The sequence below is a fragment of the Actinomadura darangshiensis genome, assembly GCF_004349235.1.
In the GTDB taxonomy this organism is placed as follows: Bacteria; Actinomycetota; Actinomycetes; order Streptosporangiales; family Streptosporangiaceae; genus Spirillospora; species Spirillospora darangshiensis.
Genome location: NZ_SMKY01000607.1, coordinates 1 through 1,668, shown reverse-complemented (window position 1 = coordinate 1,668; position 1,668 = coordinate 1). Strand labels below are relative to the sequence as shown.

Genomic DNA, 1,668 nt, shown 5'->3' with positions numbered 1-1,668 from the left:
GGCTCTTCCAAGATTCCGGTGGTGACGGGGTGTGCTTATGTGAGGAGTATCCGTTTACGGAGTAGCGGGAGGGCGGCGCGTCCGTAGTACTGCCGTTTGAGGTACTTGATCTTGTTGACGACGCCCTCGGTAGCGCCGTTGCTGTAGGGCAGGGCAAGCGCGGCGGCCACGGCGTCGTGGTCGATGAGCAGGCCTTCGGCGAAGGACCGCAGCGCGGGCAGGTGGGGGTCGTTGCGAGCCTTGTCGATCCAGGAGTCCAGGCGTGTGGTGTGGACGTCGAGGTCGCCGTCGTGGTCGGCGGTGAGCAGCATCGCGAAGGAGCGCACGTGGTCGGCGGCGGCTTGCAGTTCGGGACAGCCTTGGAGGGTGTCGTGCAGGCGGGCCTGGGAGGTGGTGGAGAGTTTGGCCGGGTCGGAGGTGATCCACATGGCCAGGCGGCGGGGCGAGGGCGGCGGGTGCTCGATGTTGGCGCGGCCCTGATCCAGGTAGCGGTACAGCAGGCTCTGCCCGCCCTGGTATCCCATCGCCTTGATCTCGCCCAGCAGCGCCCAGGTGGTGACCGACGGTTCCTGCTCACGGCGTTTGCGCAGGTAGTCGCGGAACGGGTCGACCACAGTGGTGGAGTACTTCGGCCCGTGGATCAGCTGCTCGGCACGCTCGGCCGCGGCGTACTTCTTGACGGTGTTGCGCGACAGGTGCAGTCGCCGCATGATCTGCCCGTGCGAGGCGCCCTGGGCGAGCAGGGCGTGCACCGCCTTGTGCCGGGCCCGGGTGCGCCGCGCGGTGGGGCCCTCGCCGCGTGCGGCTCCGGCGCCGGGGTCTGTGAAGCAGGCGCGGTGTGCGGTGGCGGTCTTCTCCACCGCCTCGACCAGGTTCTTCCAGACATGCCAGCGGTCGGCGACCTGGATCGCCTGCGGGGCGCCGTCGCGTGCTGCGGCCGCGTACGCCGTTGACCGGTCCCGGCATACCACTCGCACGGTGGGGTGGGCCTTAAGCCAGGCCTCCAGCGTGACCGCGAGCCGGCCGTCCAGGACGTCGAGGCGCTGGTGGGTGAGTGCGTCGATGATGACGGTGGCATAGCGATGCGAGCGTTTGAGCGCGAAGTCGTCGACCCCGATCGCCTCCGGCACCGGCGCCTGCGGGTCGGGCAACGCCATCAACGCCGCCAGCACCGCGGTGCCCGACAGCACCACTCCCGTCGCCGCCAGCAGGGACGAGGCGCCTCGCCCCGCCAGCGCGATCCCGAACTTCGCGACCAGCCCCGCTAACGGTGGGGTGCGGCGGGCATACCGCTCGACCAGGCCGGGGATCTGCTCGTGGAAGGTCCGCCGCGGGCAGTCGTAGTTGCGGCACACCAGCCGGCGCAACGTCACCTCCAGCACCACGGGAGTCCGCCCGGCAGGCGCGTCGGCCAGCCGCCGCCGGTAGTAGCCGTGCACCTTGTCGGTCATCGTCTGGCACACCGGGCACGGCACCGGATCACCCCGAGACCGGCCGATGATCACCACCGTGCCGTCCTCGCGAACCACCCGCTCGACCTGCACATCCGCCAGATGAGGGAACACGACATCCACCATGTCACGGTCACACGCGACCTACCGTGACACCCAGATCCACTCACGTAGCCAACGACACACCTTCAGTTACCACCGGAATCTTGGAAGAGCC

General features: G+C 69.3%; 1 protein-coding gene. It reads right to left on the bottom strand.

Translation table 11 applies throughout. From position 1 onward, the window contains the following. Positions 1-35: 35 nt before the first annotated feature. Positions 36-1,565 carry an ISL3 family transposase gene (locus E1293_RS46865; protein WP_165978730.1) on the bottom strand — a complete coding sequence of 510 codons (1,530 nt, stop codon included), beginning with the start codon at positions 1,563-1,565 and terminating at the stop codon, positions 36-38. Positions 1,566-1,668 lie beyond the last annotated feature (103 nt).